We start from the raw sequence: 25,826 nt of genomic DNA, 5'->3' as shown, positions 1-25,826 counted from the left end.
CGGCTGTGCCGGCCCGGTCAGGCGGGACGCCACTCCTCGAGGAACTCGGCGACCGTCTTCGTCTCGAGGTCGAGCTCGACCTGACCGAGCAGGTAGTGGGGATCGGTGAGGTCGGCCTTCACGCGGATGATCTCCGCGCCGGTGTCGAGGCGGAGGACGACGAGGTCGTAGGGAGCGAGGATCCCGCTGCCCAGCGCCATGTCGATGGTGAGGCGGAGCCGACCGAAGCGCCGCAGCTGCAGCTCGGCGCGGAGGTGCTCGGCGGCGACCTCGGGGGCGTCGGGAGTGGGGTCGGGCATGGGGGAGACGGTACCGGAGCGGTGGTGGCAGATCACTGGCCGCGCCCGCGGTTGGCGGAGACATGACCGGAGTCGCTGTGACGCGGTCAGTCCCGCAGGCCGACCGTCACCGCCCGGCTCTCCGGCGCCTCGATCAGGTTCTTCGCCACCGCAGCGGAGAGGTAGGACGTCGCGTCGTGTCGGCGCAGAGTGACGACCGACGCGACGGCTCGCACCGCCAGGACGATCGGAGCGAAGCCCGGCCCTGAGGGCAACCAGTCTCCGACCGCGACGCCGACCTCGGTCATCGGGATCAGCAGAGTCGTCGGATCGAGTCGTCCGTCGGCCTCGTCTTTCAGGGGTCTGGATGCTCGGTGCAGGTCCGTGACGCGCGCCTTGTAGATAAGGAGCGCGTCCTCGAGCTCCCTGCTGTCGTCCGCCTCGGCGACGGCGAGCCGCACGTCCCGGAGACCGTCGATGTACCGGGTGAGGAGCTTCTGCTTGCTCTGACGGAAGGCCACGATGTCGTCGAAGGTCGCATCCGGATGCGGCTCGGGGATGTCATAGAGCGTGAGGGCGAGAGCCCGTTAGCCGGTGGCGTCGTCGATCGCGAGCAGCGCCTGCCGGGCCGTTCCCGCCAATGGTTCCAAAGACATGAGTACCGTCCCGATTTCAGTCTGACTGTGTGTCCTCGTGGTGGGTGAGGACGCCACTACGATGCTTCGGCGCGCGGCTCAACCGCTATGAGGGGTGTCGGAAGAACGTCGCGCCTCTGTGCCAGTGTCTAGCTGGCACTCGTCGACCCACCGAGCGAGGAGGCTGAGTGTCGCAAGCTGTTCGAGGGCCATCTGCGGATCAATCTGAGCTGTTTCATGGCTTGCAGGATTACGAATAGTCATGAATATCCCCTGAGCTAGACCAGCCAAACCGTTCCGCATCGACATGGTCGTCTCAGACGATCCCGATCCGGACCAGCGCAATCGAGGAGTCTTCTCGGAAGCGGCACCATCAGAGAACACTTGGCCCATCAAACTCTTGTCCGAAATATCGGTTCGCGTCGACTTGTCCTGAATGTGAGCATTCAAGAACGTCGCAGCTCGTGCCACGGCCTCGCGGTGATGACCAATCTTCCAAAGATCCTTTGCTGCCCCCCAAACAACTGGGTGCAGTGAGTCGGACGGGGTTGTAGGAGGTTCGGCGTCGAGATATTTCCTAATGTTACTCCAGTCATTCAAAACGCCAATTGCTTTGGCTACGGGCGTTTTCACGTCCCAGTACCAGTTGGGTTGATTCATATCGATGTAAAAGGGCTCATTCGGCAAGATTTCAGCAAGAATGCGTCGGCTTACTTCTAATCCTTGAGCCTTCTCTGTCAAATGCTCGTAACCGTCCAGCTCAAGGATCTCCAAGTAGGAAAGGAGGGTGTTTCGCATCCACTGTACTTTTTCATCATCACTCATGGCAGCTCGAGATCACTTAAGCCTTAGCGAGCTGGCTTGTTACCCAGGCCTCGATAACGGAGTCGAGCTTTTCCGAAAGTCGCTGGGCGAAATCTCTGTATTGTTGAATCTGAGGGAGAGAAAGATTATCTGCTTGGCCGCGATGGGCAATCTCACTCCGGAGTCGGACTAGGGCGTTGATTTTGTCAAGTACGTTTTGATTAGTAAAGTTCTGCCAGTTACACTGCGAAAGAAGCGTTTGGCCCAAGACTTCTATGTGCAAAGCGTTAATACGTCTAACGTCGGCAGTGTTCAATCCCCAATCGGTAGGATTCAGCGCATCTCCTCTTACTTTGTTCGTGATAATGGAAAGTGTTTGCGTGCGCCAACCATCTTCACTCAGAATCCATGGGTTTTTTGATACCGAAAGCGCTATAAGGTTCTTTGTAGCTTGCGGAAGCTTTTCGATGCCGTGCGGGGGAGCCACTAGTCGTTCGGCGACCCATACGAGAGACTCCTCGATGTATACCTCCCAGGCTGCATATGTCAGAACAACACACGAGCGCAACAGGGGCTGTTCATTAGTTCCCGGCCGGCCTCTGCCCTGGTGGCGGTCAATCAGATTATCGACGTCGGTGAGTTGCTGGGTGAGGCCCTGTAGGGCAGTCGTTGTCATGTCGGGAGTATACGGCTACTGGTTGCGGAGCGCACCATGACGTCGCCAGAAGTTACGGGGTGGAAATGCGAAGCGATGGAGGTCGGCTTCGACCAGCCATGACATGAGGGAAAGAATCACAGTGCTGCCGTCCCCGCCGGTGTGATGCACGAGATCAGGGACTGCGAGGGCCGTGTACGGATGGTCGCAGCATGGAGCGCACACGACCGCGTCGATAGTCAACGTGTTGGCCTCGAAAGAAATAAATTCCACGTGGTCATCAGCCCTGTCCACTGCCGCGCACTCTCAGCTCTCGCTGGGGTGATGGAAGGCAGGAAGTATGGCGATCGCTCATTTTGCAGTGAAGGATTTTCAAGCGCGAAGAGGTTTCTTGGTTACATATTTCAGAAGCACCTGGCGGCGATAGTAGGGGTTGGTGCAGGTTCGACGAGGCGCTGTAATCGTCACATGAGTATGTGTCATATTAGACCCCAAAGGTGTGAAGATGGTAGGTATGACAAGGTCAGCCAAACGCAGTACACCGGTAGTACCACTTCAGAATCGCGCTCATCGGACTCGAGCAGAGATCGTCGCTTCAGTGCGGCAGACCATCGTCGAGGTCGGCCGAGAAAGGGCGACGACCGCCCAAGTGGCTGCTCGCGCTGGCGTCGGTATCGGCACGCTTTACCGCTATTTCGAGGATTTCGCCGACCTTCTCGAAGCCGTTTTTTCTGTGAATGATATTCACGCGAAACACCAGGCAGCTTTGCATGCCGCACACAAGGCCGCAAGTTCTGATGACTACAGTAGTGCGGAAGTTTTCGCAGTGGGTGCGCTTCGAGCGCTCATCGACGCACTCAAAGAGGAGCGGTTGCTCGAAAGCGACCTGCGTCTCTTCGCCTAGTCGCGGAATCATTCCTGCCGCCTATGTGGAGGCGGTTCGGCTGGATACGGTCAACGCTCGTGGCTTCGAAAGTAGCGCCCGCCAGCGCCGTTTGCTAGCGACCCGCGAGGCTGGACCCTCCACCATCCCTGTCCAGATCGCGGAGAGCGACGAGACGACTGCGGTCCGGATCGTCCAGCGGACTAGCGAGAACGATCAATGCCCCGATCTAGCGTCCGCGGACCACAACGCTCCGCGCAGCGCGCCCGCGACGAGTGAGCTTGCGCACAGGTCAAGGCCGCTGCGGAGGCCGAGCTGACCGCCCGCGGCTTCGCGATCCTCGACAGCGAGGTCTACTACGGCGACACCAGCCACACCAGCATCCGCGACCTCCGCAAGGAGGACAGCTGCCGGGTGGACGCCGCCGACATCGAGAACGTCGAGGGACGCGCCGCCTACGTCCGGGTCGTGTTCACCGGCTCGAGCGCCGATGTCAGCTACTACCTCTCCGACCCCCGCGCCGCTGGCTTCCGCAAGGAGGGCGGGAACACCGCAGGCCCCATGACCGACGAGCAGAAGGCCGAGCGTCGCACCCTCGTCGCCAACAACAAGGCGTGGCACGCGGCCGAGACGGTGCGCCGCGAGTGGATCGCCTCGTTCCTCTCCCGCAAGACCCTCCCGCAAGACCCTCCCGCAAGACCCTCCCGAAGGACGCGGACCGGGTGATCGCTCTGGGCTTCACCGTGCACCGCTTCTCGGTGTCCTCCGGAATGAGCAACGGCAACGCCCTCGCGCACACCCTCCTCGGGATCGCGCAGCCCTCCGGCTACCACGCCGACGCTCTCGGCGCGCTGGTCGAGGCCAACCCCGCGAAGGCCCGCCTCGTCGCGCTGGCCGTGGTTCTCGGAGGCGAGGAGGCGAACACGAGCAAGGAGTCGTGGCGCCGGGGAGATGAGCGCGCCGCCGCTCACTTCCGCCAGCTCGCGGCATGGGGCTACGCGCTCTCCCCGGTCGAGCAGGTCGTCACCGGCGACACCACCGCAGCCGACGCCGCCAGCCTCAGCTAGCCCGCCCCCTCCCGCCTCGACTTTGCAGAAAGGCTCACCATGACCACCACCACGACTCCCACCGTCGACGTCGACGTGTGGGGACACACCCCGGCGCTGCGCGACGCGCAAGCCGCCGTCGACGCCGCCACCGCCACCGGCGACCAGGCCGCGACTGCCGCGGCCGCGCGAGCGCTGATCGACGCCGCGGCCGCGCACGGCTGGCCCACCGCGACCGCTCTCGTGTTCAAGTACGAGTCGACCGGGCCCGTCGCCGGAGTGTGGGGCCTCTGGCGAGTCCTCGACGCCGACCGGACCGTGCTCCGAGCATGGGACGACGACCCCGACCCGATGGCCGACGAGTCCGAGGAGGAGTTGGTCGCCCTCGACCTCATCACCAACCACCGAGCGACCCACGACTACACCGACTTCGGCACCCCCATCGGCTCCACCCTCCTGATGCTCCGCACGCTCGCGCTCTGAACGCGCGGCGAGCCGACTCGAAATGGGCCGGCCCGCACGAGGGGGAGAGCCCCCTCGACCCCCCGGTCACCACGCGCCGAGCTCTGGTCGGAGTGCTTCGTCTACGTGACGGTCCGGTGCGAGGAGGCTGGTCGAGGTGCCCGCCACACCAGCGCAGCGATCGATGCCGCGCCGAAGGCGCCGGCGGAGGCGGCGAACATCGTCAGCAGCCAGCCCGGACCTTCGACGATCTCCTCCCCGGACTGCCGGATGAACGTGCACTCGAGCCCCAGCGGGAACGGGGTGATCCGTGCCCGCACGCTCCACTCGTAGTCGACGCCGTTCGACGGCGGCGCCTGCCGGTCAACCAGGCAGGAGTACTCCGGATCCCGCGCCTGATAGAGCGCACCAGCCACGGGCACGGCGAACAGTCCGGTCAGCAGAAGAAGCCAGACCACTAGAGCGGCATGAGCCGTACGAGTCATCGGCGCCGCGGTCGCGGCCGGTACTTCTTCCCCGCGCGAATGTTCCGATTCTCGATCACACCCACGACCGCCAGCCCCACGGCCACGGCCAGGATCAGCGCCCAGCCGAGGACGTTGAACCACTCACCGGTGAACGCCGCGTAGGTCTGCTCGCCGGCGATCGCGAAGAACATCACCGACGCCCCGAACCAGACCATGCCGTTCGCGAACAACGCGGTTCGCGCCAGAGGAGAGCGGGGAGTCGTCATACCGTCAGCGTCCCACGACCGGCAGAGGGCTGTCTTCTCTCCCTCTAAACTCCGGGCATGGTCTCGCCACTCGTCCGCAAGATCGTCAACAAGCACGAGCGTGACATCCGCCTGATGCAACGCACCCTCTTTACTGACGCCGGCGAGCGGATCACCTCACAGCCCGGGCTCACCGACGCTCAGCTGCACGAGCTCGCTCACGCTCGCGCACGGCAACTCCCACGCCTCAAGGGACGATCTCTGACCAACCGTCGTTCCGAGGTGTCCGTCCTCATGGACCGCGGACCTGCCGCGGAACTCGAACCCAATTCCGGCGCCGACCCGACGCTCTCGCTGGTGAGCGTGTCCGTGAAGGGCGTCAACCTCCTCGTCGGCAACTCAGAGATCCTCGAACCCGACGAGTACACCGCCTGGGCGCAAGCCGTCATGGGGGAGCAGTGGACGACACGGCTTTACGCAGCCGGCGCCCTGTCGGGCAGCAACGACAAGCGGCTCTCCACGTTCTACTTCTACGTCTTCACTGACCACGACGGCCGCGCGGTCGAGAAGCCAGCCGGCTGGTCGCTCCTCCTCGAACCAGTTGTCAACTGAACTAGAGAACCGGTCGCGCTGCCACGCTAATTGCATCTGCGCTGAGCAGGATCAATTCGCTTGGCGCAACGATGGCTCATCCACGTACTCAACGCGATCTATGTCTGCAACTGTTGTCCCCGTTCCACGGTCGAGCGTGATACGCACCAGCGATTGGGCTGGGTGGCTAGGTGCTAGTGCGAGGGAAAGATAATCGAACAGCTCCGGTTGATGGATTGCGATGATCACCTGACGATCGTGAACGAAAGCGAGTTGCCGCACGATTGCGGCGAAATTTGCAACGTGGATATCATCCATGGATTGAACAGGATCGTCGAAGACGAGCCATCGAAGCTCACTGGGAGCGGATAGATGTAAGGCCATGAACAGCGCTAAAGCGGCGGAGTTTGTGTTGCCGTAGCTGAGCATGGCACCAGGGCTTCCTGATGCTTTCCCGCCGGGCAGCTCGGTCTCAAGGCTGACGTCCACCGACCGGCTCGCCTGGGTTTGTTTCACAAAGCGGGGAGTGAATCGTTCAGACGGAGCAAAGCGACTGAATAGCTGTGCCCATAGCGAATTCAACGATTGATCGAAAACCTCATTGATGAGTTTGGATCTCGTGCGCTCGGCTGTTTGTAGAACTTGGCGGGAACCGACCATCCGCGACTCGGCAGTGAGCAGTTGAGCTTTTAAGGCTGCCATCTCCTGCTCAGCTTTAGTCAACTCATGCTCCCACCTCCTCACTTCCCGTTGAGCATCCTCGATAGCTTCGCGCGCCTTTCTTTCGCGGAGTTGCCGAATATTGCTGTTGCGAATCGCCTGTACGCGCTTCGCAATCTCCTGCCCAAGCTTTACATCTGGTTCTTGAGCGGAAAGACTCTTGAATGCAATATCAAGTTCTTTAGCCACCGCAGTCGCGCGATCGGCGATGATCGCGCGTTCGGCTGCATGAGCATTCGCCTCAGCAATGCTTGCTTGCGTCGACTGGAGGTCTCGGCGCAACTCACTGCCCTCGGCGACAACATCAGCCATTCCATTCAGGTCACGAATTAGTTGATCCATCGAGCTACCCGACGAAAGCGTGGGCAGGCTCTTCTCGAGAACAGCTTGCCCAGAACTCGCCAGCCGTTCTTTTTGAAGTTTTGTCAGTTCTCGTTGGATAGTGACGATTCGACTTGCGTCGACACTCAACCGATCGAGTTTCTCTGCAAAGTGGTCCACGAGCGACCCCGACCCAGTGAAGTGCTCATCACAAATTGGGCAGCGGTCGGTGCGTGTTATTGGGACCGCAAGTTCGAGAATCTGAATCAGAATGCGAACGTCCTGTGAAACTTCAATCCCGCGAGCGTCTTCTTCTAAAGTGTTGATTGCTTCATCAAGCTCGCGAATTCGTTGGTCCAGGCCGGCTACCCTTACGGCGCGTTCCCGATTTGCCACAAGTGCATTAGTGTGCTGCTGGTCAAGTCGTGCGGCGCGTTCAACAGCTTCGGCAAATGCATCTGCGATGTGCCTAATGGTGACAGCAGGTAGACCCAATGAGATCTCGCGCATGCGATTGAGTTCGGCAAGCGCTATCGCTCCGATGCCTGACTCCCAGGCCTCGAACGCATATTGAGCTTTTTCTGCCCGAAGTGCTTCGAACTGATCGGTTCTGCTTGAGTGGACAGCAATTGAACGCAGTCTCATGTTTGCAATAGCGTCCACCGTGGCTTGTAATTCTGCCAAGCGGGCGAGTCCAGCGCGATCAGTCTCAGATGCCCGACTTTGTTCGGTCGATGCTCGCAAAAGCTCGCTAACATCTGTTGAGGCCGGATCGCCGACGAGATCGCGAAGCGTTGCCACTGCGGCGTCAAAATCTGCCCTAGCGACGCTCAATCGACTCACAATTTCTTTTCGCCGATCTTTTAGCGCTTGCAGGTCGTCTGCGCTACGATTCCAAGCGTAAATCAACCTTTTACTTCTTCTAACGTCTCCGGCGGCATGTAGTCCGTCGATAAGTGCGTCGAGATCGTCAAGGCCAACAAGTGACTTCACGAAACGGACTAGCGCGGTGTCCACTTGCTTTCCGCTCTCCGTATACGACTCTAAGAGTCGCCCTAGCGCGGTTTGCGGCAGGAAGCTGCGCTCTAGAAAGTATGTCTGCTCCGCCGGCGTCAGTGCGGCTTCCCCCGTGACATGGTCTCGGTCGAGCTCGAACGAACCCACCCGGCTTACGTTTTGTTGGTCAATTAAGGACAACCGGACGCTTCCGAGCGAGAAATCTTGATTGAGAAGAAGCGACCGCGTATCTCCCTTCTGTTCTTCCAGGAACCCAACTCGGCCAGTTGCGGCGAGTTCAATTGCACTCAGCAAGCTAGTTTTTCCTGCACCGTTCGCGCCGTGAACGAGCGTGATTGAACCGTCGAGAGGAACGACGCATCGCCCAGAGATACTGCGAAAATTCTCAACAACGAGTTCCCTTAGGCGCAGGTCAGGCATCAGAGCCCTCCATTCTTGCAAACGACTCATCGAGCCAAACGCGGTATCGGTCGCTGACTACGCTGGCACCGGCACTAGCGGCATAGATAAGCCTTAATAAGTCGTCAGCATCTGGTTTTTCTTTTATCGCTGCCGTGACTTCTGCAATTCCGTCGAGTTGAGAAGTAGCGGTAGCTGGTAATTGCAACCGCAGCAACGGACCGATCATGCGCTCAGTCGCGAGCATGCCGTTTACGGGCAACACTCTGGCAAGTTCGAACAGTTCACTGAGATTTATATTCGAGGATGGTTCACCGATCAATATCACGGTCACGGTGCGGCGCGAACTGGCTGAGTCAAGTGCCCGAGCCAAACGCTGCACTAACCAGTAGAGTCGCGATGTCGATTCGCGAGTTTCAGGTCGATCAACGATCAACGTCAGATCCATGTTTTCTCGTGGACTTTCCCACAGATCTGGGACATCAAGCTCTACGTCACCAATTTTCACCTGGGAGGGCACTTCGACATATCCATTGTCGACGAGAAGAGTTATGACCTCCGATCGGAGCCCTTGTTGAATCGATGTGCTCATCACAGGCTGGCTCCAGTTTCAAATCGAGTCATTAGATCATCTACGTCTACTGCAGAATCAGAAATAGCGCTCCATGCGAGCTCGCGACGCGCGCGGATCTTTCGTCCTCGTCCGATTCGTCCCCCGGGTGAACGAGCTGACGCAGCAGAGCCAACTTCCATTTGCAGGAGAACCATGTTTTCGCTGCCTCTAACCCAATCGTCGCTCGCCATGGCGGCGATGGCTTCTCTTGCCCCGCGAACAACAACGAGGGTAGTTTCGATCGTTGAACCAACCCGTGAGAGTCTGACGCGGCTTCCGGTTGTTCCACTCTTCAGCGAGATGCGCCAGCGACCGGTTTTTTCGCCGAGCCCGATCATTCCGACTGCAACTCCGAGAAGATCGACGCCGGCGGCAATTGTGTTGAAGTTTGTTCGAAGCTCGCTCTTGGTGCCTCGAGCGAAGGGAATATATTTGGCGGCGCCAATGGTTGCGGGGCCAAAGTATGTCCGTAGAAAGTCAGAATACTCGCTTAGCAAGAAGTCGGTGAGTAGGATCTCATCTCGCCCGAACGCGAGGACAATACGTAACACGATACGGCGAATACCTTCTATCAGGAACGGCGTCGTGTTGATCGGTAGATTCCGGTGCTGCCGAAGAGCCTCCGCGAGCTTTGATGCGAGTACTTCGATCAGGAGGGCAGCTGTGACTGGTCCGGCATACGCGCCGAGCGCTGAGCGTTCAAGAATATTTGGGCGGTCGCGGCCAAATTCTGGACCATACGCGACCTCAAGAACGTTTCTCTGAGAGGGCAGGACGGTAGGTTCGGCAAACAAGTACGCTGGATGAGAGGCTTCCCAGCGCCAGGGGCTCCGGCTCGCCGCGGCCTGAAAAATCTCGAGAAGGTCGCTGTCTTGTACCGAAAGACCGAGAACGAGCGATCGGGTTCGGGTAGTGATATTGCGCAGGTGGTCCCGCATGTGTTCGTATGAAACGTCGCCGTGCAATCTGCTTATTTGTGCAGCTGTCGCAATAATCTTGTCGCGGTACCGGGCAGAATCGTTTAGTGTGCGAACAGCGCATCCATGAAACTTCGCGATCTCAGCGTGCCCCTGGGCGCTTCTCGGATCGTCAACGTTCACGTAGACGTCTAGGAGGGCGTTTGTAGCAGAAATCTCTTTGAGAGCTTTCTCAACTAAACCGTCCCAGTTTCCGGACGCGAGGGTCGTGATGACACCCTCGGAGATGAGCATTGCGATCAGCTTGTGGGTTGGGCCAGGGTTGAGAGTCGGGTCTCCGTACAGGTCCGGTAGGCCTGCGCCTTCGATAAGCAGGTAATCATTGGGTTTTCCGGCCACTCCCGTACCCAGTACGCGGCTGTATTGATCGCGAAGCGCCTCCAAACTGAGTGGCTCCCAATTGGTTGGGTCACTCTCATAACGTGGACGTTCGTGGGCAAGATAATCATCCAGAATTTCGAGTAAAGCGTCACTGTGAGTTCCGGCGTCCGACTCTCCGGACGCCGCCCGGTCACGTAAGAACCGCAGAACTCGAGCGATCAGCTCAACTAGGTCAGGTACCTGATCGCGAGAGATGCCAGAGCCGAGCCATAGCACCCGTTTGCCGTCGGCGACATCGTCAACCAGCTCTGGGTGGTTTGTTCTGAGCAATCTCCAAGCGTCCCGCACGCACCCCTCCGAACCCGTTGCGCCTGCAACACGAGCTCATTCTCGTGGGAGCGCTGGCCATATCTTTACATGCCCGGAAGGGTTTTGATCGCGCACTCTGCTACGACTGCGGTCGTCTCCCGTGTCCAAAAAATGCCGCTGGTTCGCCACGACGGTCGAGACGGGTCGAGTGGCAGTTGCCCGGGGAGACACATGGACGGAAGCTGTCCGTGCGCCTTGGTCTGATGCCACGACGTCGAGGAGGCGGATCGAGTCGGCGTCTTGTGCCGCTCGGTTCCGGTGTCAGATGTTCCCGCGGGGCCGTCCGAGCCGGAACGATGCCGGTGTGCCGTTCGCGTGGCACTCAGTTGGAAGATCAGCACCGTAACTTCTCCCCCGTGCTGGCGGCTCGAAAACATTAGCTTCCTGGGACTCGCGGTCGCCTCACGGGCGAAGCCCAAGCGCTCGTCGGATCTCGGGCGCACGTTTGTCTCGGCAAGGCGTCTCGTGGCGGGACGTCTCGCTTTGGGTTCGCGAGGGGGTTTCTGAGGCGGAGCCGCACCACAGTTGCTTGGCCTCGGGCGCACGTCCGATAGACCGTTGCGCTCGGCTGCACCTCGACGCGCCCGTCGCTGCTGGGATCCAGCAGCTGCAAGCTCTGCGTCGTGGCGCCGGGGGAGCAAGGCCGTAGTCGAGCGCTCTGGGGTGAGGATGCGCCTCGAGTGAGCCGAGGGGCAAGTCGGTGCCTTCGCGTGTTGCATCAGCCGATTCAGCCGGATCGTGATTGCTCTACTCACACCGCCACCCTGCTGACGGAGCGCGGGTCATCCGATTGTCGTTCGAGGTGCGTCGGGAGCGTCGGTGTACCCTTGCGAGGGAGGCAGCCCGTCGCGGCGCGCGCCGTCACCCTTCTACTTCCGCCGGTTCAGCACTTTCGTCCCGACCCCCGCAATCGCCGCACCCACGATCGGCGCCACCAGGAACACCCACACCTGCCCCAGCGCATCCGGCCCCGCGAACACCGCGGCAGCGATCGACCGCGCCGGGTTCACCGACGTGTTGCTCACCGGGATGCTGATCAGGTGCACGAGCGTCAGCGTGAAGCCGATGGCCAGCGGCGCGACGGCCTTGTATTCGCTCTTGGCGGTGACGGAGAGGATGACGGCGACGAAGACGGCGGTCAGGACGATCTCGGTCAGCATCACGGCGCCGAGGCCGAAGCCGCCGGGGGAGGCGGTGCCGTACCCGTTCGAGGCGAAGCCGGACTCACGGGCGGCCGCGAGGTAGCCGGCGGGGCCGTCGGCGGCGACGAGGAAGACGACTCCGGCTCCGATGAGCCCGCCGAGGATCTGGCTGACGATGTAGCCGGGGATGTGCTTCCACTCGGTCCGGCCGGCGATGGCGAGGCCGATGCTGACGGCGGGGTTGAAGTGGCCGCCGGAGATGTGGCCGACGGCGTAGATGCCGGCCATCACGGTGAGGCCGAAGGCGAGGGCGACGCCGAGGAAGCCGACTCCGAGCGCGTTGCCGGAGTCGGGGAAGGCGGAGGCGAAGACCGCGGTGCCGACGCCGCCGGCGACCAGGAGGAAGGTGCCGAACGCCTCCGACGCGTAGCGCGCTCCGGCCGAGTACTGCTCGGCGTGCTCGGTGCGCTGCTCGCTCGTGGTGCGGCTGGCGGAGTGGGGGCGGGCCATGATCGTTCTCTCTCTCGGGTCGGGGGAGCGCCTGCGGGGTCACCGGGCACCGGGACACTCCAGCACCAGCCAGCCGAGCCGGAGCCGGGACGCGGAGGGCTCTCAGATTCCGCCGTACGACCGTTCCGTGAGCGGCCGGGAGCCACTCGCTCGGCGGCCATCCCGGGCGCCCACACACAGGTGTCCGTCACGGTAGCGACCGGCCGACACGTGCACGTCGCAGCACCGGGGACAGGCGGGAATCACGCCCCAGGTGGCACGCGCACGCCCTCACCCACCTCCCTCTTCTCCTCCGCCCGCCTCCCTGCTACGGTGCTCTGAACCGGTTTACAAAACCGGTTCAGATGCGGCGACGAGCGAAGGAGCTCCCATGGCGGGCAGACCGACGATCCTCGACGTCGCGCGCGAGGCCGGCGTCAGCAAGGCGCTCGTCTCGTTCGCGCTCAACGACCGGCCGGGCGTCTCGCCCGACTCCCGCGAGCGGATCCTCCGCGTCGCCGCCGAGCTCGGCTACCGGCCCAGCCTCACGGCCCGCTCCCTCTCCACCAGCGTCTCGTTCGCGGTGGGCCTCGTGGTGGCGCGCGACCCGGCGGTCATCGCGGCCGACCCGTTCTTCCCCTCCTTCATCTCGGGGGTCGAGCGGGTGCTCGCCGAGCGCGGCCGGGTGCTGGTGCTCAGCGTGGTCGACCCGGGCGCCTCCGAGGAGGCCGTCTACCGCACGCTCGCGGCCGACCGCCGCGTCGACGGCGTGTTCCTCACCGACCTCCGGCAGGACGACTCCCGGCCGGCGCTGCTCGCCGAGCTGCAGATCCCGGCCGTCACGCTCGGGCGGCTGGAGGGCTCCTCCTCACCCGCCGTCGTGATGGACGACTCCGCGGGCATCGCCGACGCCGTCCGGCACCTGGCGGAGCTCGGCCACCGCCGCATCGCCCACGTCGCGGGGCCGGACCACCTGCTCCACTCCTCCCGCCGCCGCGAGGCCTTCACAGAAGCCTGCACAGTGGTGGGACTCGAACCCACCACCCCCATCGCTACCGACTTCAGCCCGCAGCAGGGCGCCGAGGCCACGGAGCACCTCCTCGACAGCCCGGCCCCGCCCACCGCGATCGTCTTCGGCAACGACCCGATGGCCATCGCCGGCCTCGGAGTCGCTCACGCCCGCGGGCTCCGGCTCCCCGACGACCTCTCGATCACGGGCTTCGACGACTCCGAGATCGCCGCCCACGTCTACCCGTCGCTGACCTCGGCTCGCACGCGCCCCGCGCGCTGGGGCGAGGAGGCCGCCCGCACGCTGCTCGACCTCATCGAGTCCGGCAGCGCCCCCGACGTCGACCTCGAGCCCGCCGGGCTTGTGGTGCGCCACTCGACCGCTCCTCCGCGGCTGTCGACCCACTGAAGACGCGTGCGCACCGTCGCGCACGCCGGACAAGGAGAACACCATGGCCCCCTCGACGACGAGACGCTGGCTGACCGGGATCGCCACCGCCTCCCTCGCGACCCTCGCCCTCACCGCCTGCAGCGGCGGCGGCGGAGCGTCGACCGACCTCACCGCCACCGGACCGATCACCATCTGGTACTCGAACAACGAGCAGGAGGTGCAGTGGGGCAAGGCGATGGTCGACGCCTGGAACGCGGACCACCCGGACGAGGAGATCACCGGGCAGGAGATACCCGCGGGCAAGAGCAGCGAGGAGGTCATCGGAGCCGCGATCACGGCCGGCAACGCGCCGTGCCTCGTCTTCAACACGGCCCCCAGCGCGGTCGGCCAGTTCGAGCGCCAGGGCGGACTCGTCGACCTCTCGAGCTTCGACGGCGGCGCCGACTACATCGAGACCCGCAGCGGCGACCTCGCCGAGCAGTACCAGAACGCCGACGGCGAGTACTTCCAGATGCCGTGGAAGAGCAACCCGGTCGTCATCTTCTACAACAAGGACCTCTTCGCGAAGGCGGGACTCGACCCCGAGAACCCGTCGCTGTCGACCTACGATGACTTCCTCGCCACGTCGAAGACGCTGGTCGAATCGGGAGCCGCGCCCGCCGCGATCCAGCCGGCGCCCACCAGCGAGTTCTTCCAGACCCAGTTCGACTTCATGCCGCTCTACGCCGCGGCCACCGGAGGGACGAGCCTCGTCGAGGACGGCAAGGCCACCTTCGCCGACGACGAGGGCTACGAGGTCGCCGACTTCTGGAAGAGCCTCTACGACCAGGGCCTCGCCGGCCGCGAGCAGTACCAGGGCGACGCCTTCGCCGACGGCCAGGCCGCGATGTCGATCGTCGGCCCGTGGGCGGTCTCGGTCTACGACGACCTGAACTGGGGCTCCGTCTCGGTGCCCACCCCCGACGGCACGCCCGCCGAGGACACCTGGACCTTCAGCGACGCGAAGAACGTCGGCCTCTACTCCGCCTGCGCCAACAAGGGCACCGCCTGGGAGGTGCTGAAGTTCGCGACCAGCGAGGAGCAGGACCGCTCGCTGCTGGAGACCACCGGCCAGATGCCGCTCCGCACCGACCTGCAGACCACCTACGCCGACTACTTCGAGGCGAACCCGGCCTACCAGCGCTTCGGCGACCAGGCGAGCCGCACCATCGAGGTGCCGTCGGGACCGAACACCGTGCAGATGCTGCAGGCGATCCGCGACGCGTGGGGCAAGACGGTCATCTTCGGCGAGGGCGACGTGAAGACGGCGCTCGACGGAGCGGCCGAGACCGTCACCGGGCTCGCCGGCCAGCAGTGACCCGGCCGTGACCACCCTCACCCGCCGGCCCGCGCCGGCCGGGGCGCCGGGGAAGCGGAGCCTCCTGCACCGCGTCCTCGGGCCCCAGCCCCTCGGGCCCCAGCCCCTCGGGCTGCTGTTCGGCAGCCCCTACCTCCTCTTCGTGCTCGCGGTCTTCGCGTTCCCGGTCGTCTACTCGGTCTGGATCGCGTTCCACGACTTCTTCTTCGCAGCTCCCGGCGTGCAGGTGGAGCGGCCGTTCGTCGGCCTCGACAACTTCGTCACGGCGTTCTCGAGCCCGCAGGTCATCCGCTCCTTCGGCAACATCGGGATCTTCCTGGTGATCAACGTGCCGCTGACGGTGGTGCTCTCGCTCCTGCTCGCCGCGGCGCTCGACAAGGTCGTGCACCTGAGGACGTTCCTCCGCGTCAGCTTCTACGTGCCCTACGTCACGGCGAGCGTCGCGGTCGTCGGCGTGTGGCTGTTCCTCTTCAACGGGAACGGACTGGTCAACAGCCTCCTCGGGCCGCTCGCGCCGAACCCGTCGTGGCTGATCAACGAGCAGCTCGCGATGCCGATCATCGCTCTTTACGTCACCTGGAAGCAGCTCGGGTTCTACATCCTGCTGTACCTGGCGGCGCTGCAGAACGTGCCGAAGGAGCTCTACGAGTCGGCCTCGACCGACGGCGCCGGACGCATCCGCCAGTTCTGGTCGGTGACCGTGCCGAGCGTGCGGCCCGCGACCCTCCTGGTGCTGCTGGTGTCGACCGTCACCGGGGCGAACCTCTTCACCGAGCCCTACCTCCTCACCGGCGGAGGCGGCCCCAACGGCGCGTCCGCCTCGCCCGTGCTGCTGATGTACCAGCTCGGGATCCAGCAGGGGCAGCCCGACGTGGCCTCGGCCATCGGCGTGGTCCTGGTGCTGCTGGTGCTGGTCATCGCCTATCTGCAGAACCGCTTCGCGGGGGAGAGGAACTCATGAGCACCCTGTCCAGTGCCGGAGGCGCCGCCTCGGCCGTGCCCGCCGCCGCCCCGGAGAAAGCCCCGCGGAGGCGCCCCGTCGGCTCCAGCCGCGGAGCCGTGATCCTGCGCGGGGTCGTGCTCGCGATCGGCGCGATCGTCTTCCTCTTCCCCTTCTACTACATGATCGTCGGATCCCTGCAGACGGATCCCGACCCCACGTTGGCGGGAGCGATCCCGGAGCCGGGCAACCTCACGCTCGACAACTACGTCAACGTGAACGAGCGGATCAGCCTGCTCACCGGACTGGTCAACTCCGGGATCTTCACCGGCGGCGTGCTGCTGTGCACGGTGTTCTTCGGCGTCCTCGCCGGATACGCGCTCGCGATGCTGCAGTGGCGGGGGCGCAACGCGGTGTTCGCGCTCGCCCTGCTGGTGCAGGTCATCCCGTTCCAGCTGCTGCAGATCCCGCTCTACGTGCTGATCGCGCGCGACTACGGCCTCGCGGACAGCCACCTCGGGATGATCCTGCCGTTCGCCATCAACTCGACGGCGGTGATCATCTTCCGGCAGTACTTCCTGCAGCTCCCCAAGGAGCTGTTCGAGGCGGCCCGGATCGACGGCGCCGGCGAGCTGAAGCTGCTGTGGACCATCGCGCTCCCGCTGGTGCGGCCCGCGCTGGTGACCGCCGTGCTGCTGACCTTCATCGGCCCCTGGAACGAGTTCCTCTGGCCGTTCCTCATCACCAAGGACGCGTCGCTGCAGCCGCTCGCCGTGTCCCTGGCCAACTACATCTCGAACGTGGCGTCGTCGACCGACAACCCGTTCGGGGCGATCCTCGCGGGAGCCGTCGTGCTCGCCGCGCCCGTCGTGGTGCTGTTCATCGTGTTCCAGCGCTACTTCGTCTCGACCGATCTCGGATCCGGAGTGAAAGGCTGACCATGTCTCCCACCCTCACCACTGTCCCCTACCGTCTCGAGCGCGTCGGCGTCGTAATGGAGCCCGCCCCGGGCGACGCCCTCGAAGCCGAGGGGGTGCTCAACCCCGGCAGCGGCCGCGGACCCGACGGCGAGCTGTACCTCCTGCCCCGGATGGTCGCCGCCGGCAACGTCTCCCGCGTGGGCCTGGCCCGCGTGGTCGTCGAGGGCGGCGTGCCCGTCGGAGTCGAGCGCGAGGGCGTCGTGCTCGCGCCCGACCGCGGCTTCGAGCGCGGCGCGCACAACGCCGGCGTCGAGGATCCGCGGATCACCTTCATCGAGGCGCTCGGCCTGCACGTGATGACGTACGTCGCCTACGGGCCGCTCGGGCCCCGGACGGCGCTCGCCGTGTCCGAGGACCTCCGCGACTGGCGGCGCCTGGGCCCGGTGACCTTCGCCTACGACGACGCGCTCGACATCGACCTGGGCCTGTTCCACAACAAGGACTGCGTGTTCTTCCCCGAGATCGTCGCCGCCCCGGACGGCACCCGCTCGTTCGCGGTGCTGCACCGGCCGATGTGGGACCTCGGCGAGACGCGGCCGGGCGAGGGCGTGCGCCTCCCGGCCGGGATCGAGGACCCGCGGCAGAGCATCTGGATCAGCTACGTGCCGGTGGACGAGGTCGACCGCGACCTGGCGAGCCTCACGCGCTGGACCCGGCACCGGTTCCTCGCGGGCCCGGAGTTCCCGTTCGAGGAGCTGAAGGTCGGCGGCGGACCCGCGCCGCTGCGCGTGCCCGAGGGGTGGCTGCTCATCCACCACGGGGTGACCGGAGTGATCGACAGCGCCTTCGCGCAGCAGCAGCACGTGAACTACTCGGCCGGAGCGATCCTCCTCGACGGCGACGACCCGTCGCGGGTGATCGCGCGCACCGCCGAGCCGCTGCTCGAGGCCGAGACGGAGGAGGAGCGCAGCGGGATCGTCCCGAACGTCGTCTTCCCGACGGCGATCGAGGAGATCGACGGGCAGCACTACGTCTTCTACGGCATGGCCGACTCGAAGATCGGCGCGGCCCGCCTCGTCCGCACGGACGGCTGACGCCGCTGATCGAGTCCGCCGGCGCCTCCCGCTGATCGAGCAGCCCGTATCGCGGGCCTATCGAGATGCGCCCCCCACATCCCCCACCCAAGGAGAGTTCGATGACGAACACGCTCACCAGATCGGCGGCCGTCCTGGCCGCCGCCGCCCTCACCGTCGGGGGCCTCGCCCTCGGCGCGACCCCCGCGCAGGCGGCCGAGCCGCTGACGAACACGGCGCACCTCGACTTCCTCCTCGACACCGCCACTCCGGTGCCCGAGCCCGGCCACACCACCTACCGGCTCGACGAGGAGCCGACCCTGGTGATGCCGTGGACCTACGCCGACGCCCGCGACGGCGGCGCCTTCGAGCGCGTGGGCGGCGGCCGCCTCGATCCGGCGACCGGCGACTACGAGCAGGGCGCGTTCAACACCGACGACATCTCGCGCGCCGCGGTCGTCTACCTCCGCCACTGGCAGCAGACCGGATCGACCGAGAGCCGCGAGAAGGCCTTCGAGACGCTCCGCGCCCTCGCCTACTTCCAGACCACCGAGGGCGACGACGCCGGGAACGTGGTGCTCTGGATGCAGACCGACGGGGAGCTCAATGCGAGCGCCGAGCCGGTCGAGCTGCCGGATCCGAGCGACTCCGAGGACAGCTACTGGCTCGCCCGCACGCTCTGGGCGCTCGGCGAGGGCTACGCGGCGTTCCGCGACACGGATCCGGAGTTCGCCGCCTTCCTGCAGGAGCGGCTGCGCCTCGGCGTCGCGGCGGTCGACCGCGAGGTGCTCACGCGCTACGGGGAGTACGCGCAGGCCGACGGCGTGCAGGTCCCCGCCTGGCTGATCGTCGACGGGGCCGACGCCACCTCGGAGGCGCTGCTCGGCCTCTCCGCCTACCTCGAGGCCGCCCCCGACGACTCCGCGGTCCGCACGAGCACGGCCGAGCTCGCCGAGGGCGTCGCCGCCTACGCCCGCACCACGACGACGGAAGCGGACACCACCGCCTGGCCGTACGGCGCGATCCTCCCGTGGATGAAGTCGCGCACGCTCTGGCACTCCTGGTCGTCGCAGATGGCCGGCGGACTCGCCGCGTCGTCCGCGGCGCTCGATGACTCCTCCCTCCTCGAGCCCGCGATCGTCGACGGCGCCCGCTTCGCTCCGGAGCTGCTCACCGCCGGCGGCCCCGACAACGGCTGGAACCCCACTCCGACCGACCGCGTGCAGATCGCCTACGGAGCCGACTCCCGCCTGCAGAACTCGCTCGCCCTGGCCGACGCCACCGGCTCCAGCGCCTTCACCGACCTCGCGGCCGTGCAGGGCGCCTGGTTCTTCGGCCTGAACCGCAGCCTCGCCCCGGTCTACGACCCGGCCACCGGAGTCGTCTTCGACGGCGTCCAGGCCGACGGCTCCGTCAACCGCAACAGCGGCGCCGAGAGCACCATCCACGGCCTGCTGGCGATGCTGGCGCTCGACGCGCACCCGGACGTCGCCGACCGCGCGCGATCCGTCGCGACGGAGTCTTCGCGCGACGGGCTGACGCTGGTCGAAGCCGAGGGCGCGCGCGGCGGCACCGTCGTCACGCCGGAGTCGTCCTGGACCGGGGAGGCCGGCTGGAGCGGCTCGTACCTCTCGCTGACCGACCCGCGCCGCGCGGTGTCGATCCCGATCGGCCCGTCCACGCAGGACCGCGTGGTGGAGGCGGTCATCGACCAGCCGCAGCGCGGCACGGAGCGCACGCCGCTGAGCGTCTGGACGTCGGGCACGCGCCCGCTCGACCTGCTCCGCTCGACCGTCGGGTCGCAGGGGGTGACGGAGGCGTCGGGCGCGCTGCTCCCGGAGAAGCTCCGCCGCACTGTGCCGGCCGGCTCGTCGAGCGTCGAGGTCCGCCCGCTGAGCGGTCAGACGCGCCTCGATGCGCTGCTGGTGCGCCCGCTGGTGACGCGCCTCGTGGTCGGAGGAGAGGGCGGCCGCACCGAGCTGATCCGCAACTCCACCGACGGCGTGCGCACCACGGCGATCGGCGTCTCGGGCGGCTCCGGCACGCTGCGCGTCTACTCGCAGGACGGCGCGCTCGTGAGCGAGACGTCGCCGTCCGGAGCCGTCTCCGTGCAGCTGCCCGCGCAGGGCTTCGCGGTGCTGGTGGGCTGAGGGCGGCCCTGCTGGTCGAGTAGCCGCTACTCGATCGGCAGAGGGCGGTGAGTCCACGGAAGTCGCGGTACTCGCGTTCGAGTACCGCGACTTCTGCGTTCTCGCGGGGCGAGGGCGGCGGGGAGGCGCGCGGCTGGGCGGGGACCAACAAGTGGGTGAGAGCGCTCTCTCGAAAACGCTTGACCTCTCCGCGGGGGCGTGCGTAAGCTCGCCGCACACCTCGTGAGAGCGCTCTCACATACGCGGAACAGCACGCGTGAGAGCGCTCGCAGGGGTGCCCCACCACCATCACGAAGGAGTGACCGTGCCCTATTCACGACGCACCAGGATCGCCGCGGCGATCGCCGGCGCCTCGGCCCTCGCCCTGATCGTCACCGGATGCTCGTCGGGATCCGACGCCTCCGAGGGCGGCGAGATCGAGCTGACCGTCACCACGTTCAACGCCATGGGCTTCGACGAGCTCTACGGCGAGTACGAGGACGCCAACCCGGGGATCACCATCGTCCCGAACAACATCGACACCGGCGGCAACGCGCGGACCGACGCGTTCACCAAGCTCGCCGCCGGGTCCGGACTCGCCGACGTCGTCGCCATCGAGGAGGGCTGGCTCGGCTCCGTCATGGAGGTCTCGGACCAGTTCGTCGACCTGCGCGACCACGGCATCGAGGACCGCAAGGCCGACTGGGTCGACTGGAAGTACGAGCAGGCGACCGACCCCGAGGGACGCGTCATCGGCTACGGCACCGACATCGGACCCGAGGGCCTCTGCTACAACACCGCCGCCTTCGAGGCAGCGGGCATGCCCACCGACCGCGCCGCCGTCGCCGAGATGCTCGGCGGGCCGGACGCGACTTGGGACGACTACTTCGCCGCCGGCCAGAAGTACCACGACGCCACCGGCAAGGCGTGGTTCGACCACTCCGGATTCGTCTGGAACGCCATGGTCAACCAGCTGCCCGAGGGGTACTACACCTCCGAGGGCGAGCTGAACGTCGAGGGCAACCCGGAGCTCGAGGAGCGCTGGGGTCAGCTGACCGACGCCACTGCCTCCGGCCTCTCGGCCGCGCAGAAGGCGTGGGACTGGAACAAGGGCAAGTCGTTCACCGACCAGACCTTCGCCACCTTCGTCTGCCCGGGCTGGATGTTCGGCACGCTGAAGAGCAACGTCGAGGCCGGCGGCGGGAACGCCGATGCCACCGGCTGGGACTTCGCCGACGTCTTCCCCGGCGGCCCCGCCAACTGGGGCGGCTCGTTCCTCTCGGTTCCGACCCAGTCGAAGCACCCCGCCGAGGCCGCCGCGCTGGCGTCGTGGCTCAGTGAGCCGGAGCAGCAGCTGAAGGCGTTCGAGGCGGCCGGACCGTTCCCGAGCACCCTCGACGCGCAGAGGGAGCTCGCCTCCGCGGCCGCTCCCGACCCCGGCATGAACGACTCCCCGACCGGCGCGATCCTCGCGCAGCGCGCCGAGGGCGTCGTCGCCCAGTACAAGGGCCCGGACGACTCGCTGATCCAGGAGAACGTCTTCGGACCGGTCCTGCAGAAGGTCGACCGCGGCGAGATCGACGGCAAGGAGGGCTGGAACGAGGCGCTCCAGCTCCTCGGCGAGCTCGTCGACTGATCCGGTCGGGCCGACGCCCGGGGGCTGACCCCTCCGGGACGACGCCCACCCGATCCGGGAGGTCCGGCCGCCACCGGACCTCCCGGTCCCCGTGCGGCCGGGCCGCCCGCATCCCGGGCCACCTCGCCGCACGGGAGAAACGCTGCCGCCCGCCGGCCGAGGCCTCTCCGGCCCCGCCGCCCGCGACTCCTCCCGGCCGGCCCCACCGCACGAGAGACTCCGGCCCCGCCGCATCCCCTCCGACTCCGACTCGACCTCGAAGAGAGCGCCATGACGAGCACACTCACCCCGCCGGCCACGGCGACGCCCCCCGCGGGGAAGCGGCGCCCGGCGCCCCGACTCCCGCTGACCTTCCGCCAGCGCGCGAGCCGCTTCGACGTGAAGGCCTCGCCCTACCTCTACATCTCGCCGTTCTTCCTGCTCTTCGCGCTCACCGGAGCGTTCCCGCTGGTCTACACGCTCGTCGTGTCGCTCTACGACTGGCAGCTGCTCCAGGGCCAGGGCGACTTCGTCGGGTTCGCGAACTTCGCGGCCGTGCTCGGCGACCGCTTCTTCTGGAACTCGATCGTCAACACGCTGAGCATCTTCCTGCTCTCCACGATCCCGCAGCTCGCCGTCGCGCTGCTGCTCGCGGCCGCCCTCGACCAGGCGCTGCGGGCCAGCACCTTCTGGCGGATGAGCATCCTGCTGCCGTACATCGTCTCGCCGGTCGCGGTCGCGCTGATCTTCTCGAGCGTCTTCAGCGACCAGGAGGGCCTGATCAACAATCTGATCGGCCTGGTGGGCATCAGCCCGATCGAGTGGAGGAACGACCGCCTCGCCAGCCACGTCGCGATCGCGACGATGGTCAACTGGCGCTGGACCGGCTACAACGCCCTCATCCTCCTCGCCGCCATGCAGGCCGTGCCGCGCGAGCTGCACGAGTCGGCCGCGATCGACGGGGCGAACGCGTTCCGCCGCTTCCGCTCGATCACGATCCCCAGCATCCGGCCGACCCTGATCTTCGTGATCATCACCGCCACCATCGGCGGCCTGCAGATCTTCGCGGAGCCGCGCCTGTTCGACGTGTCGAACGCGGGCGGCATCGGCGGCTCGGACCGGCAGTTCCAGACCACCGTCCTCTACCTCTGGGAGATGGCGTTCTTCCGCCAGAACTTCGGCGAGGCGGCCGCGATCGCGTGGCTGCTGTTCCTTCTGATCGTGCTGATCGGCCTGCTGAACTTCGCGATCTCGCGGCGGATCGCCTCCGTCGAGAACCGGATCTCGCAGCGTTCGAAGCGGCGCTCCGCCCGCCCCGCGACCGCGGACGAGATCGCCGCCGCGGACCCCCTGCTCACCACCACCGGCCTCGGCCAGAACGAGAGCGAGCGATGACCGCCCCCGCCACCTCCGCCGCCTTCCCGGTGCGCCGCGTCCGCGCCGGCCGCGTCGACCGGCCCGGCTTCCTCACCTACGGACTGCTGAGCGCCTTCATCCTCGGCTCGACCTACCCGCTGTGGTGGTCGTTCGTCGTGGCGAGCGGCTCGAACGCGACCCGCAGCGAGACCCTGCCGCTCGTCCCGGGCGGCAACTTCCTCGCCAACGCCTCGCAGGTGCTGACCGCGATCCCGTTCTGGACGGCGCTGCTGAACAGCGTCATCGTCTCGGGGATCATCACGCTCTCGGTCGTGTCGTTCTCGACGCTCGCCGGCTACGCCTTCGCGAAGCTGCGGTTCCGCGGGCGCGACGGCCTGATGATCGGAGTGGTCGCGACCATGGCGATCCCGACGCAGCTGGGCATCATCCCGCTGTTCATCCTGATGCGGCAGCTCGGCTGGACGGGCTCGCTCGGCGCCGTGATCGTGCCGACGCTGGTCACCGCGTTCGGCGTGTTCTTCATGCGGCAGTACCTGGTCGACGTGATCCCGGACGAGCTGATCGAGGCGGCGCGCGTGGACGGAGCGAACCAGTTCCGGACGTTCCTCACCGTCGCCGTCCCGGCGGCGCGACCGGCGATGGCGATCCTCGGGCTCTTCACGTTCATGATGGCCTGGACCGACTTCCTCTGGCCGCTGATCGTCCTCAGCCCCACGAATCCGACGCTGCAGACGGCGCTCGCGCAGCTGCAGTCGGGCTATTACGTCGACTACTCGATCGTGCTGGCCGGCGCCGTGCTCTCGGTGATCCCGCTGCTGGTGCTGTTCCTGCTCGCCGGACGCCAGCTCATCGCGGGCATCATGAGCGGAGCGGTGAAGGGCTGACGCCCGGAGACTCCCGCGGGACCGGGTCGGGGGACATCGGACCGCGGGACGGGGGCCTCGGGCCCGGGGCCTGGTGCTCCGGGTCCGGGGGTCGGGGGGTGCGGTGAGGAATCGGGCAGTGCACTGAGCGGCCGGCGGGTTCGTGGCTCGGCCGGTCGTCGTGCTCGGCTCATCCCGACCGCTGCCGCGCAGGATCCCGCCGATCACGCTCCGCCCGAGACCTCCTGGCCCGACCTCCCGCCGCCTAGGCTGGCGCGGAGGAGGCGACATGGAGCCGAAGGACCCGCGCGACGAGGACCCCTCGAGCGGGCCGGCGCAGCCGCGTCCGGGGGACGGGCAGCCGCGTCCGGGGGACGGGCAGCCGCGTCCGGGGGACGGGCCGACGCCGTCGGAGCAGGCGCTGCGCGCCATCCGCGATGTCGCGAACGGGGCGGATCCGACGAGCGAGGCGTTCCGGCTGTCGAACGACTTCACCGACCGGCAGGCCGAGCGGCTCCGGAGTCTCCTCGCGCGCTTCCGCCGCGGGCGCTGACGGTCACGAGGGCGGCCTGCCGCCGGCGGCGGGCGATCGATCGCTGCGCGCCGGTCGTGTCGGCCATCGCCGAGGGCGCGCTCCCGATGCCGCCGTCAGCCACGCCACCCCGCACGCTCGCGATCCGCGCCCTCTCAGGCCGCGGACTCGCTCCGCCGGCCCGGTCCGCCGCCCCGCATCACCCCCGAATGGCCGCGATCCGCGCCCCTTCGCGCCGAGGACGCCCTCCACGGGCCCGCTCCTCCGGCGCTCGGCTAGCCTCGGAGGCACCCGCGAGGAAGGCCCGCATGACCCACGACACCGCCTCGGCCGCCCCGACCCTCGAAGCCGTCGCCGCGCTGGCCGGAGTCTCCCGCGCGACGGTCAGCCGGGTCGTCAACGACTCCCCGCGCGTGAAGGACGGCGCCCGGACGGCCGTGCTCGCCGCGATCGAGCAGCTCGGCTACGTGCCCAACCGCGCCGCGCGCTCCCTCGCCAGCCGCCGCACGCAGACCGTCGCGCTCGTGGTGCCGGAGTCGGCGGCGAAGGTGTTCGCGGATCCGTTCCTCGCCTCGGTCGTGCAGGGCGCCGCGATGGCCTTCGCCGGCACCGAGTACACGCTCACCATCGTGATCGCGTCCGAGGCGGCGCCCGAGAAGACGCGGCGCTACCTGCTCGGCGGCAACGTCGACGGCGCGCTCGTCGTCTCGCACCACAGCGGCGACCACTCCTACGCGCAGCTCGGCGTCTCGCTCCCCGTGGTCTTCGGCGGGCGGCCGCTGACGGAGGAGGGCGGCAGCTACTTCGTCGACGTCGACAACACCGGAGCGGCGCGCACGGTCACCGAGCACCTCCTGGGCCTCGGCCGCACGGCCCCCGCGATGATCGCGAGCCGCCAGGACATGCCCGCCGCGATCGACCGCCTGTCGGGCTGGCGCTCGGCCGTCACCGCCGCGGGGCTCGACGACTCGCTCGTCGAGTACGGCGACTACTCGCCCGAGGACGGCGCGACCGCGATGCGCCGCCTGCTCCACTCCGGGCGGCCTATCGACGCGGTCTTCGCCTCCAACGACCAGATGGCGGCGGGCGCCCTGACGGCGCTGCGCGAGCGCGGCCTCACGGTGCCGGGCGACATCGCGCTCGCGGGATTCGACGGCGACTACTTCGCCGAGGCGAGCGAGCCGCGC

Annotated in this window: 26 protein-coding genes; 16 read left to right on the top strand and 10 right to left on the bottom strand. The window is 66.5% G+C overall.

All coding sequences use genetic code 11. The features are described 5' to 3' along the window. Positions 1 to 17: 17 nt before the first annotated feature. The 4 genes from C5D04_RS11305 to C5D04_RS17975 all read right to left on the bottom strand — a co-directional run bounded on the left by C5D04_RS11305 (position 18) and on the right by C5D04_RS17975 (position 2,393). Positions 18 to 299, bottom strand: a complete 282-nt coding sequence (locus C5D04_RS11305; protein WP_104347722.1) for a hypothetical protein — start codon at positions 297 to 299, stop codon at positions 18 to 20. An 86-nt stretch (positions 300 to 385) separates the two neighbouring features. Further along, positions 386 to 799, bottom strand: a complete 414-nt coding sequence (locus C5D04_RS11300; RefSeq protein WP_104347721.1) for a hypothetical protein — start codon at positions 797 to 799, stop codon at positions 386 to 388. 213 nt (positions 800 to 1,012) lie between these two features. After that, positions 1,013 to 1,738 carry a TIGR02391 family protein gene (locus C5D04_RS11295; protein WP_104347720.1) on the bottom strand — a complete coding sequence of 242 codons (726 nt, stop codon included), beginning with the start codon at positions 1,736 to 1,738 and terminating at the stop codon, positions 1,013 to 1,015. A 16-nt stretch (positions 1,739 to 1,754) separates the two neighbouring features. Next, positions 1,755 to 2,393, bottom strand: a complete 639-nt coding sequence (locus tag C5D04_RS17975; protein ID WP_146087867.1) for a HEPN domain-containing protein — start codon at positions 2,391 to 2,393, stop codon at positions 1,755 to 1,757. Between the two features lie 577 nt (positions 2,394 to 2,970). On the opposite strand from C5D04_RS17975, the gene C5D04_RS11290 reads away from it, so the two are divergent. From C5D04_RS11290 to C5D04_RS11275, 4 genes are all read left to right on the top strand, one after another. Further along, complete coding sequence (locus C5D04_RS11290; protein ID WP_181137702.1) at positions 2,971 to 3,276, top strand: helix-turn-helix domain-containing protein; 306 nt, start codon at positions 2,971 to 2,973, stop codon at positions 3,274 to 3,276. Between the two features lie 393 nt (positions 3,277 to 3,669). Continuing rightward, positions 3,670 to 3,981, top strand: coding sequence for a hypothetical protein (locus tag C5D04_RS11285; protein ID WP_104347718.1), 312 nt, complete (start codon positions 3,670 to 3,672; stop codon positions 3,979 to 3,981). Then, a complete protein-coding gene (locus C5D04_RS11280; RefSeq protein WP_104347717.1) occupies positions 3,978 to 4,322 on the top strand; it encodes a hypothetical protein in 345 nt (114 codons plus the stop codon). The genes C5D04_RS11285 and C5D04_RS11280 overlap by 4 nt, the downstream gene beginning before the upstream one ends. A 39-nt stretch (positions 4,323 to 4,361) precedes the next feature. Beyond that, on the top strand, positions 4,362 to 4,784 hold the full coding sequence (locus C5D04_RS11275) for a hypothetical protein (RefSeq protein ID WP_104347716.1): 423 nt from the start codon (positions 4,362 to 4,364) through the stop codon (positions 4,782 to 4,784). Between the two features lie 101 nt (positions 4,785 to 4,885). Here the strand turns inward: C5D04_RS11275 and C5D04_RS11270 are convergent, their stop codons facing one another. Together C5D04_RS11270 and C5D04_RS11265 are read right to left on the bottom strand one after the other, a co-directional pair. Beyond that, positions 4,886 to 5,248, bottom strand: coding sequence for a hypothetical protein (locus C5D04_RS11270; RefSeq protein ID WP_146087865.1), 363 nt, complete (start codon positions 5,246 to 5,248; stop codon positions 4,886 to 4,888). Further along, the gene (locus tag C5D04_RS11265; RefSeq protein WP_146087864.1) at positions 5,245 to 5,496 is read right to left on the bottom strand and encodes a hypothetical protein; all 252 of its coding nucleotides are present in this window, start codon (positions 5,494 to 5,496) and stop codon (positions 5,245 to 5,247) included. Before C5D04_RS11265 ends, C5D04_RS11270 begins: the two co-directional genes overlap by 4 nt. Positions 5,497 to 5,553: 57 nt before the next feature. Here C5D04_RS11265 and C5D04_RS11260 point away from each other — a divergent pair, with 57 nt between their 5' ends. Continuing rightward, complete coding sequence (locus C5D04_RS11260) at positions 5,554 to 6,087, top strand: hypothetical protein (protein ID WP_104347713.1); 534 nt, start codon at positions 5,554 to 5,556, stop codon at positions 6,085 to 6,087. A gap of 51 nt (positions 6,088 to 6,138) precedes the next feature. Here C5D04_RS11260 and C5D04_RS11255 read toward each other — a convergent pair whose 3' ends face one another. From C5D04_RS11255 to aqpZ, 4 genes are all read right to left on the bottom strand, one after another. Then, positions 6,139 to 8,544 carry an AAA family ATPase gene (locus C5D04_RS11255; RefSeq protein WP_181137701.1) on the bottom strand — a complete coding sequence of 802 codons (2,406 nt, stop codon included), beginning with the start codon at positions 8,542 to 8,544 and terminating at the stop codon, positions 6,139 to 6,141. Beyond that, positions 8,537 to 9,115, bottom strand: coding sequence for a hypothetical protein (locus C5D04_RS17970; RefSeq protein WP_146087863.1), 579 nt, complete (start codon positions 9,113 to 9,115; stop codon positions 8,537 to 8,539). The genes C5D04_RS11255 and C5D04_RS17970 overlap by 8 nt, the downstream gene beginning before the upstream one ends. Then, complete coding sequence (locus tag C5D04_RS11250) at positions 9,115 to 10,764, bottom strand: SIR2 family protein (RefSeq protein WP_146087862.1); 1,650 nt, start codon at positions 10,762 to 10,764, stop codon at positions 9,115 to 9,117. Before C5D04_RS11250 ends, C5D04_RS17970 begins: the two co-directional genes overlap by 1 nt. 908 nt (positions 10,765 to 11,672) lie before the next feature. Continuing rightward, positions 11,673 to 12,455, bottom strand: a complete 783-nt coding sequence (aqpZ, locus tag C5D04_RS11245; RefSeq protein WP_104347710.1) for an aquaporin Z — start codon at positions 12,453 to 12,455, stop codon at positions 11,673 to 11,675. A 370-nt stretch (positions 12,456 to 12,825) separates the two neighbouring features. Between aqpZ and C5D04_RS11240 the strand changes: the two genes are divergently transcribed. From C5D04_RS11240 to C5D04_RS11190, 11 genes are all read left to right on the top strand, one after another. Next, on the top strand, positions 12,826 to 13,851 hold the full coding sequence (locus C5D04_RS11240; protein ID WP_104347709.1) for a LacI family DNA-binding transcriptional regulator: 1,026 nt from the start codon (positions 12,826 to 12,828) through the stop codon (positions 13,849 to 13,851). Between the two features lie 43 nt (positions 13,852 to 13,894). Further along, positions 13,895 to 15,190, top strand: coding sequence for an extracellular solute-binding protein (locus C5D04_RS11235; protein WP_104223955.1), 1,296 nt, complete (start codon positions 13,895 to 13,897; stop codon positions 15,188 to 15,190). Between the two features lie 7 nt (positions 15,191 to 15,197). After that, complete coding sequence (locus tag C5D04_RS11230; protein WP_104347708.1) at positions 15,198 to 16,151, top strand: carbohydrate ABC transporter permease; 954 nt, start codon at positions 15,198 to 15,200, stop codon at positions 16,149 to 16,151. Further along, positions 16,148 to 17,068, top strand: coding sequence for a carbohydrate ABC transporter permease (locus tag C5D04_RS11225; RefSeq protein ID WP_104250209.1), 921 nt, complete (start codon positions 16,148 to 16,150; stop codon positions 17,066 to 17,068). The genes C5D04_RS11230 and C5D04_RS11225 overlap by 4 nt, the downstream gene beginning before the upstream one ends. Before the next feature lie 2 nt (positions 17,069 to 17,070). Beyond that, positions 17,071 to 18,144, top strand: a complete 1,074-nt coding sequence (locus C5D04_RS11220) for a glycosidase (protein WP_104247217.1) — start codon at positions 17,071 to 17,073, stop codon at positions 18,142 to 18,144. A gap of 101 nt (positions 18,145 to 18,245) precedes the next feature. Continuing rightward, positions 18,246 to 20,273: a hypothetical protein gene (locus C5D04_RS11215; RefSeq protein ID WP_104347707.1), complete on the top strand. Its 2,028-nt coding sequence runs from the start codon at positions 18,246 to 18,248 to the stop codon at positions 20,271 to 20,273. A gap of 304 nt (positions 20,274 to 20,577) precedes the next feature. Beyond that, entirely contained in the window at positions 20,578 to 21,888 is a 1,311-nt protein-coding gene (locus C5D04_RS11210) for an ABC transporter substrate-binding protein (protein WP_104347706.1), read from the top strand. Positions 21,889 to 22,158: 270 nt separating this feature from the next. Then, positions 22,159 to 23,262, top strand: a complete 1,104-nt coding sequence (locus tag C5D04_RS11205) for a carbohydrate ABC transporter permease (protein ID WP_104347705.1) — start codon at positions 22,159 to 22,161, stop codon at positions 23,260 to 23,262. Then, the gene (locus C5D04_RS11200) at positions 23,259 to 24,128 is read left to right on the top strand and encodes a carbohydrate ABC transporter permease (RefSeq protein WP_104347704.1); all 870 of its coding nucleotides are present in this window, start codon (positions 23,259 to 23,261) and stop codon (positions 24,126 to 24,128) included. Before C5D04_RS11205 ends, C5D04_RS11200 begins: the two co-directional genes overlap by 4 nt. Positions 24,129 to 24,396: 268 nt before the next feature. After that, a complete protein-coding gene (locus C5D04_RS11195) occupies positions 24,397 to 24,660 on the top strand; it encodes a hypothetical protein (protein ID WP_104347703.1) in 264 nt (87 codons plus the stop codon). A gap of 287 nt (positions 24,661 to 24,947) precedes the next feature. Further along, positions 24,948 to 25,826, top strand: an 879-nt coding sequence (locus tag C5D04_RS11190; RefSeq protein ID WP_104347702.1) for a LacI family DNA-binding transcriptional regulator, incomplete at its 3' end; no start/stop codon positions are given.

The organism is Rathayibacter sp. AY1D2, from assembly GCF_002932695.1.
In the GTDB taxonomy this organism is placed as follows: domain Bacteria; phylum Actinomycetota; class Actinomycetes; order Actinomycetales; family Microbacteriaceae; genus Rathayibacter.
This window is presented reverse-complemented; position numbering and strand designations above follow the sequence as displayed.

Excerpts from the sequence above, each read along its gene's own strand:
- C5D04_RS11305 (WP_104347722.1), bottom strand. The coding sequence starts at position 299 with ATGCCCGACCCCACTCCCGACGCCCCCGAGGTCGCCGCCGAGCACCTC.
- C5D04_RS11295 (WP_104347720.1), bottom strand. The coding sequence starts at position 1,738 with ATGAGTGATGATGAAAAAGTACAGTGGATGCGAAACACCCTCCTTTCC.
- C5D04_RS17975 (WP_146087867.1), bottom strand. The coding sequence starts at position 2,393 with ATGACAACGACTGCCCTACAGGGCCTCACCCAGCAACTCACCGACGTC.
- C5D04_RS11275 (WP_104347716.1), top strand. The coding sequence starts at position 4,362 with ATGACCACCACCACGACTCCCACCGTCGACGTCGACGTGTGGGGACAC.
- C5D04_RS11270 (WP_146087865.1), bottom strand. The coding sequence starts at position 5,248 with ATGACTCGTACGGCTCATGCCGCTCTAGTGGTCTGGCTTCTTCTGCTG.
- C5D04_RS11265 (WP_146087864.1), bottom strand. The coding sequence starts at position 5,496 with ATGACGACTCCCCGCTCTCCTCTGGCGCGAACCGCGTTGTTCGCGAAC.
- C5D04_RS11260 (WP_104347713.1), top strand. The coding sequence starts at position 5,554 with ATGGTCTCGCCACTCGTCCGCAAGATCGTCAACAAGCACGAGCGTGAC.
- C5D04_RS11255 (WP_181137701.1), bottom strand. The coding sequence starts at position 8,544 with ATGCCTGACCTGCGCCTAAGGGAACTCGTTGTTGAGAATTTTCGCAGT.
- C5D04_RS17970 (WP_146087863.1), bottom strand. The coding sequence starts at position 9,115 with ATGAGCACATCGATTCAACAAGGGCTCCGATCGGAGGTCATAACTCTT.
- aqpZ (WP_104347710.1), bottom strand. The coding sequence starts at position 12,455 with ATGGCCCGCCCCCACTCCGCCAGCCGCACCACGAGCGAGCAGCGCACC.
- C5D04_RS11240 (WP_104347709.1), top strand. The coding sequence starts at position 12,826 with ATGGCGGGCAGACCGACGATCCTCGACGTCGCGCGCGAGGCCGGCGTC.
- C5D04_RS11235 (WP_104223955.1), top strand. The coding sequence starts at position 13,895 with ATGGCCCCCTCGACGACGAGACGCTGGCTGACCGGGATCGCCACCGCC.
- C5D04_RS11225 (WP_104250209.1), top strand. The coding sequence starts at position 16,148 with ATGAGCACCCTGTCCAGTGCCGGAGGCGCCGCCTCGGCCGTGCCCGCC.
- C5D04_RS11220 (WP_104247217.1), top strand. The coding sequence starts at position 17,071 with ATGTCTCCCACCCTCACCACTGTCCCCTACCGTCTCGAGCGCGTCGGC.
- C5D04_RS11215 (WP_104347707.1), top strand. The coding sequence starts at position 18,246 with ATGACGAACACGCTCACCAGATCGGCGGCCGTCCTGGCCGCCGCCGCC.
- C5D04_RS11205 (WP_104347705.1), top strand. The coding sequence starts at position 22,159 with ATGACGAGCACACTCACCCCGCCGGCCACGGCGACGCCCCCCGCGGGG.
- C5D04_RS11200 (WP_104347704.1), top strand. The coding sequence starts at position 23,259 with ATGACCGCCCCCGCCACCTCCGCCGCCTTCCCGGTGCGCCGCGTCCGC.
- C5D04_RS11195 (WP_104347703.1), top strand. The coding sequence starts at position 24,397 with ATGGAGCCGAAGGACCCGCGCGACGAGGACCCCTCGAGCGGGCCGGCG.